Below are 6,185 nucleotides of genomic sequence, written 5' to 3'. Positions count from 1 at the left end.
ATGCCGGCTGGCGTCGAGCCCGGCGGCGCGTAGCTGAACCGTATCTCCGACCGTCCGGCCGGAAGCGGCACCGACTGAAATATGTCGTCCGCGCCGATGGTCGCGGCGACGCCATTGACGTTGGCCCGCCACCCCGGAGAGAAAAGCTCGCGCCGCAGCAGTCGCGAGGCGATCGTACACTCGGCCACGAAATCGGTCCGCGCCACCGCGCGCAACGCGCAGCCCCGCGCACTGGCATAGGGTGCCGGATGGGGCAACTCATAGAGGTCCACCCGCTCGCTGGAAAACACCAGGGATGGGGCGTCTGCCGGCAGAAGACCGAAATCAGGCTGGAACTGGTGCCCCGAACCGGCCCGGCAGCACCACGACCAGATCGCGACGGGCGTTCCGTCCGGATGCACCAGCGTCAGCCGAAGCGGCTGGCCGGCAATGACCGCGATAGGTTGGGACAGCGGCATCTCGAGCCACTGGTTGTCGCGCGCCGTGCCGAGGTCCGCCGTCGCATCCGCGCAGACCTCGCCGGCACAGAGACGCGCCCGCACTGCGCCGCGACTCGCGCCTAAATAAGTTCCGAAGCGGAGCGCGAGGCGCCCCGCCCGCAAGGCTTTCTCGAGCGGCGCCGGCCGAAGCTCGACCTGTGAGGCGGGTAGAAGCGGGACCGGCTCCTCCGCCTTCGCATGCCGATACCCCGCTGACAGCGAGGTGAAAGGATGCGAGCCAGCGTATGCGGCCACGTAGCGGACGGCGAGAGTCTCGAATGCGGCCTCGTTACGCAGCAGATAATCAGCATGGCTCGGGTGCCCTTCCGCAGGTAGCGGCCACGAGCCATCGAACGTCACGTCATCGACAGTAGGATCCAACCGCGAGCGAATGTGGGCCGTCCATAGCTTGGGCGCCGGCGCGTAATTGTGGTTGATTTGCGCGATGCCCCAATAGGCACCGTAATTCGGGGGGATCGGTCCCAGCGTGTAGAAGCGTTGCAGTCCCAAATGAGCCTGGAGATATCCAACGGCCGCGAGGTCGAGTCGCTGGGCGGAAGGCGGTGTGCCCGCCAGAAGCGGCAGCCCAGATTGCACCACCGCATCGGCGCAAAGCAGACACGCCACCAGCCTGCGGCGACCGACGAGCGCCAGCCCAGTGATCGCGCCGGTGATGAGGACCGACCAAGCCAGAGCACCGATCAGCCAAAGCCTGCCACCTGGAACGGTACTCAGCGCCTGCAATGTCGTCCAACCGCACGCGATCGCAGCGACGATCGCTGATCCGCTCAGAAACGCCGCCCATAGCAGACGCGTCGGGGCACGCGCCCGCAGTTCGTCCAGTGCGAAACTGGCCAGCACGATGGCGCAGAACGCATAGGTATCGCTGGTATAGACACAGAAATGCGCGTGCCGGATCATCGGTATCGCATTCCACGCGGCAGTGAGCACCGGCATCCCGCCACACTTGCTCAGGACGAGTATGGCCGATGCAGCCAGGAGCAGGCGCAGCGCCCGCTCCGCACGCCCGAACGTGCCAGCGAATGCCAGCAACACCACGGGCGTCCCGATATAGCCGCCGATCGCGTACCAAAGCTCCCATCGATCGCCAAAGAAAATCGGCCCGCAGGCATAAGGCGCCAGCAGCATCAGCCAGTTGGCCGGCAACAGCGTCTCATGGCTCAAATCACGCAGACCAACGGTGGATTGGCCGAAGAAAAGCAGGAACGCCAGTATCAGCGGCGCACACAGAGCGAGCGCAAAGGTCACCGCCTTCGCCAGCCGGAGCGCCAGCACCCCACGGCAACCGCGCGACTGCCAGAGACGCAGCAAACTCCAGGCACCTACCAGCAGCCCATCGAGATAGGTGCGTTCGGGAAACCCCGCGAGGATCGACAGCGCGATGGCCGCGCCGAGTAGCCGCCAGCCGCCGCGCCGGACTCCTTGCGTGGCCGCCACGCGACTTTGCTCCACGCCGAGCAGCATCAGCGGGAGAAACGCGACCGGCAGCATCGCCGAATCCTGAACCCACGCGAACGTGCCGTTGAGTTCGAACAGCACGCCACCGGTCACCGACGCCAGGACGGAAAGACCGAGGCCGCGCAGCAGCGCCCAGGTGGCAAGCCCGGCGACGATTTGCAGAAAGATTCGCAGCAGGACGACGCCGGACGGCAGTGCCAGCAGCACCGACGGCGGAAAGAAGGCAGCCGGCTGCATCTCGCCGGCAAGCGGCAGGCCGATGCCGGAATAGGGGTTCCACCAGGGTATCGTCCCGTGCGCCCAGTCCCGCATGGCCAGCCGCCCGAGCGCCTGTACCGTGACGCCCGCGTTGCCGTCGATCCACCCTGGAAGCCCGCCGATCAGCCCGAGCGACCGCCATCCCTTGCCTAGGCCTGTGGACAGCCAGAGCGGGTTCTCGGACAACAGCCCGCACAGGGTCAGGCCGTGCACCAGGATCGGCACTGCGATCAACAGCGCCTCCGGTAGCCAGATCAGGGGCTGATGCCGCCCAAGCCCAAGCGCGATGCGCATCGTGCGTCGCGCCCTGTCCGCCGGCTGCATGCCAGCGTGGCCGAGCATGGGGTTCGTCATTCTGTCCCGCCGCGACTCGTTGCGACGTCAAGGATAAGGCCAGCCGCGCCGGGACGGCCATGCTGCCAGTCGTTCAGCCCGCCGCCCGGGCCGCCGTGAGGTGACCGCGCGGCGCCGCGCCGACATGGGCGCACCGGGCGGCGTTGGGTTCGATCACGTCGGACCCGTCCTCGATACGCGCGCGGGACGCCGCGCTCGCTAGGGTGTCGGCAGCTTCTCCCAGACCGATGGCGGCACCGTGACCGGCGACGACGGCGTCAGGGTCGCGACGGAGACATGCGGCCACGACAGGCCGTTGAAGTTCAACAGCACGACCTGCGAGTACTGTATCTGCGTCGAGCGCACGGTGATCGGGCGCGGCACCGGGATCGGGATCGGCGGATGCAGGACGAAAATCGGCCCCGGCTGACCCGTCACCGGATGCGGGGCCGCCTGGACATGCAGCGGCTCCTGCCCCGGCGTGAAGATCGGCACGAGGATCGTGTGCTCGACCGTTTCGATCCAGAAGATGGCCTTGACGCCGGGCAGCGTCCGGTTCGAGGGGCCCGGCTGCTGGACGGGCACGGCGGCGTTGGGCTGGCCGGCATTGCCCGTCAGGAACGCGATGCTGTCCGTGCCGCCGCCGATCGCGGGAACGGCGAGCGGGCCGGCCGGCGTCTCCGGCGCGCTGGCGACCTCGATCACGGTCGTCTGCACGATCTTCTGGCCGCTGATGTGGCTGCGCAGGATCGTGTTGGGATCGTCCAGGATCTGCTGCGTGATGGTCCCCGCCGCGATGAAGGGAGCGAGATCCTGCGGGATGCGGAACGTGGCGTTGTCGGCCGCCGTCTGACTGGGAAAGCGGAACGGCGCCCTCGTTGCGTCGAAGAACGGGGTGGGATCGACCGGCGCGATCGTCGGCGGACCGGCGATCGGCCCGAGGGCGGTGCCCTGGAGGCAGATCGTTGTTCCGTGCGGGATCGATGCCATGCGCACCACCGTCGCAGGCTCGGTTGGGTCACCCGTCGTCGGCACCGACATCCAAAGGCCAGGCTCGGCGTGGACGCCGATCGGCGTCCCGTTGGTAACATCCGAAATGGTCTGGAAGTAGGGAACGCCGTTGAGGAAGATGTCGCCCTGGACCATGCCGCGATTGGGCACGCTGCCCAGACTGGGCGAAAACGCCAGACTCTCCGACGTGAGGTTCAGTTCAAGGATGTTGTCGGACGGGCCGTGCGCCGGCTTTGGCAGCACGGTGGGCGTCGACGTGCTCTGCGGACGGAAGATCATGTTGAAGCCGGTCCCGCTGAACGTGCCTGTAAAGGCCGCGAGCGGCCCGAGCGACGGGGCCGAGGTCAACGCCTCGATCATCCGCCCGGCTGCCGGGGGCATGCTGGGCACCTGATCGAAACGGAAATTGCCAGGCAGGGCGATCGTCGGCGGGGCGAGGTGCGTGTCGGACATGCTGCATTCTCCGAAGCGTCGCGCGTTGGCTGCCAGCCCATATACGATTCGGAACCGGTCCGGTGTCAATTAAAATGAAACCGTATGGGCCGGACTTTCAACGCCGGACCGGTGCGGCGCTCTGCCTCTCGCCGGACGGTCGTGATTTTGCCGTATCGTTATGTAAAGTAACCGTATGACGGCGATGCGCCGTCGCTCCGCGCGGCCGCTTCCCGTCAGCCCGCCGCCCGAGCCGCCGCCAGGACCGAAACCGCCTGCGCGATCATCGCATCGTCCGGCATCCGCGCGGCGGCGTCCGCCACCAGCGCCTGCGCCTCGTCGGTGCGGCCGAGCAGGTGCAGCGCCTGCGCCTCGCGCACGATCGCCAGCGAATCGTCCGGCGCGACCGCCCGCACAGCGCCCCAGCGCAGCGCCGCCGCCTCCCACTCGGCGCGGGTGGTGGCGAGGTCGGCATACTGCGCCAGCAGCCCCTGGTCGCCGGGCGTGCGGCCGATCGCCGCGGCCAGCAGCGCCTCCGCCCCCGGCACGTCGCCCGCCGCGATCAGCGTCCGCGTACCCTCGACATAGGCATGGGCGCGGTGCGGAAAGTCGCGCACCACCTCGCGCCAGAAGCCGCCCGCCGCCGCCAGATCGCCCTGCCGCTCCGCCAGCCGCGCCTGTTCCTCGACGATCTCGCATTCGGTCGGCTGCCGCTGCCGCCCGTCCACCAGCGTCGCCGCCGCATCCGCCGGGCGGCCCATCGCCTCCAGCGCGCGGGCCATCATCACCGGGGCCAGGTGATAGTCATGAAGGTCGCGCACCGCCGTCCAGCGCTCCAGCGACGCGGCCCAATCCTCCCGCCGGTCGGCGCGCTGGGCGTATTCGATGGCGATCCGCACCTCTTCCGGCACGGTGCGCACGCCCTGCGCCAGCACCGCCTCGGCCGCCGCCGGGTCGCCGACCGCCTCCAGCGCATGCGCCTCGTGAATGAACGAGTTGGCATAGGCGGGATAGCGTCGGCGAAAGGCCCGCCAGCGACGCAGCCGCTCCTGCAGGTCGGACCGGTGATCGCCGACGGCGCCGTACAGCTCGGCGAAGCGCCGGTCGTCGGGAAAGCGGCGCTGGCTGCGCGCGACCAGTTCCTCCGCCGCGTCGATCCGGCCGAGCTGCAGCAAGGCATGCACCGCGCCCGGGTTGCCGACCATCATGCCCGGATAGGCCGCGTCCAGCGCGTCGAATGCGGCTTCCGCGTCCTCGCGATAGCCGGCGTGGAGGAAGCGGAACACCGCCTCCAGCTTCTCCTCGATCAGATACCCGTCGGTCACCTCGCGCATCGCGCGCCGCGCGCGTTCGGCGCGCAGCTCCGCGCGCACCGCCATCCAGTTGCGCAGCGCGTCGAACATCGGCGTCTCCCGTCCCGTGGCTACTGCCCGGCGGCAAATGCCGCGCGGGCCCGGGTGATGAACGCGGCAATGCGCCCCGGGTCCTTGACCCCCGGGGCGGTCTCCACGCCCGAGGACACGTCGACGCCGCGTGCGCCGGACGCCACGATGCCGTCCGCAACGTTCTCCGGCGTCAGCCCGCCCGCCAGCAGCCACGGCGCGGGCGCCCGCCAGCCCGGCAGCAGGGTCCAGTCGAAGCGCAGGGCATTGCCGCCCGGCCGCGTCGCATCCGGCGGCGGCTTCGCCTCGATCACCAGCGCGTCCGCGCCGTCGGCGTCGTCCGGCAGGTCGTCGGCGCGCGCGATGCCGTGCGCGGTCCAGATCTCGGCGCCGAACCAGGCGCGCCAGCGATCGGCCGGCCCGGCGGCGCTGTAGAGCTGGAGCACGTCGAGATGCACGGCGCGCAGCACCGCCGCGACATGCGCCTGGCTCGGCGCCACGAACAGGCCGACACGGTGGATGCCGGCCGGCAGCCGGGCGGCGAGGTCCGCCGCATACTCGGCCGAGACAACGCGCGGCGAGGGCGGGAAGAAGACGAACCCGGCATAGTCGGCCCGCCCGGCGGCGACGGCATCGACGGACGCCTCGTCGTTCAGGCCGCAGATCTTGATGCGCGTGGTGCGCCGTCCGCGCCGCGGCAGGGCGGGGTTCGGCGGGTCATCCCCGGGCGGAGGCTCATCCGGCGCGGCTGCTGGCATCGAGCTCTCCCACGATCGCGGCGGCGGCGGCGGCGGGATCGGCGGCGGCGGTG

General features: G+C 69.8%; 4 protein-coding genes. All 4 read right to left on the bottom strand.

Annotation, left to right across the window (positions count from 1 at the left end; all coding sequences use genetic code 11):
- Positions 1–2,510: glycosyltransferase family protein (locus B8460_RS02125; protein WP_148360256.1), on the bottom strand; the 2,510-nt coding region annotated here is incomplete at its 3' end.
- 258 nt (positions 2,511–2,768) lie between these two features.
- Positions 2,769–4,013, bottom strand: a complete 1,245-nt coding sequence (locus tag B8460_RS02120; protein ID WP_048859918.1) for a heme-binding protein — start codon at positions 4,011–4,013, stop codon at positions 2,769–2,771.
- A 215-nt stretch (positions 4,014–4,228) separates the two neighbouring features.
- Positions 4,229–5,395, bottom strand: coding sequence for a tetratricopeptide repeat protein (locus B8460_RS02115; protein ID WP_048859917.1), 1,167 nt, complete (start codon positions 5,393–5,395; stop codon positions 4,229–4,231).
- Between the two features lie 20 nt (positions 5,396–5,415).
- Entirely contained in the window at positions 5,416–6,132 is a 717-nt protein-coding gene (locus tag B8460_RS02110; protein ID WP_084623130.1) for a phosphoribosylanthranilate isomerase, read from the bottom strand.
- Positions 6,133–6,185 lie beyond the last annotated feature (53 nt).

The organism is Acidisphaera rubrifaciens HS-AP3, assembly GCF_000964365.1.
Taxonomy (GTDB): Bacteria; Pseudomonadota; Alphaproteobacteria; order Acetobacterales; family Acetobacteraceae; genus Acidisphaera; species Acidisphaera rubrifaciens.
This window is presented reverse-complemented; position numbering and strand designations above follow the sequence as displayed.

Coding starts and splice junctions, on each gene's coding strand:
- B8460_RS02110 (WP_084623130.1), bottom strand. CDS start 6,132: ATGCCAGCAGCCGCGCCGGATGAGCCTCCGCCCGGGGATGACCCGCCG.
- B8460_RS02120 (WP_048859918.1), bottom strand. CDS start 4,013: ATGTCCGACACGCACCTCGCCCCGCCGACGATCGCCCTGCCTGGCAAT.
- B8460_RS02115 (WP_048859917.1), bottom strand. CDS start 5,395: ATGTTCGACGCGCTGCGCAACTGGATGGCGGTGCGCGCGGAGCTGCGC.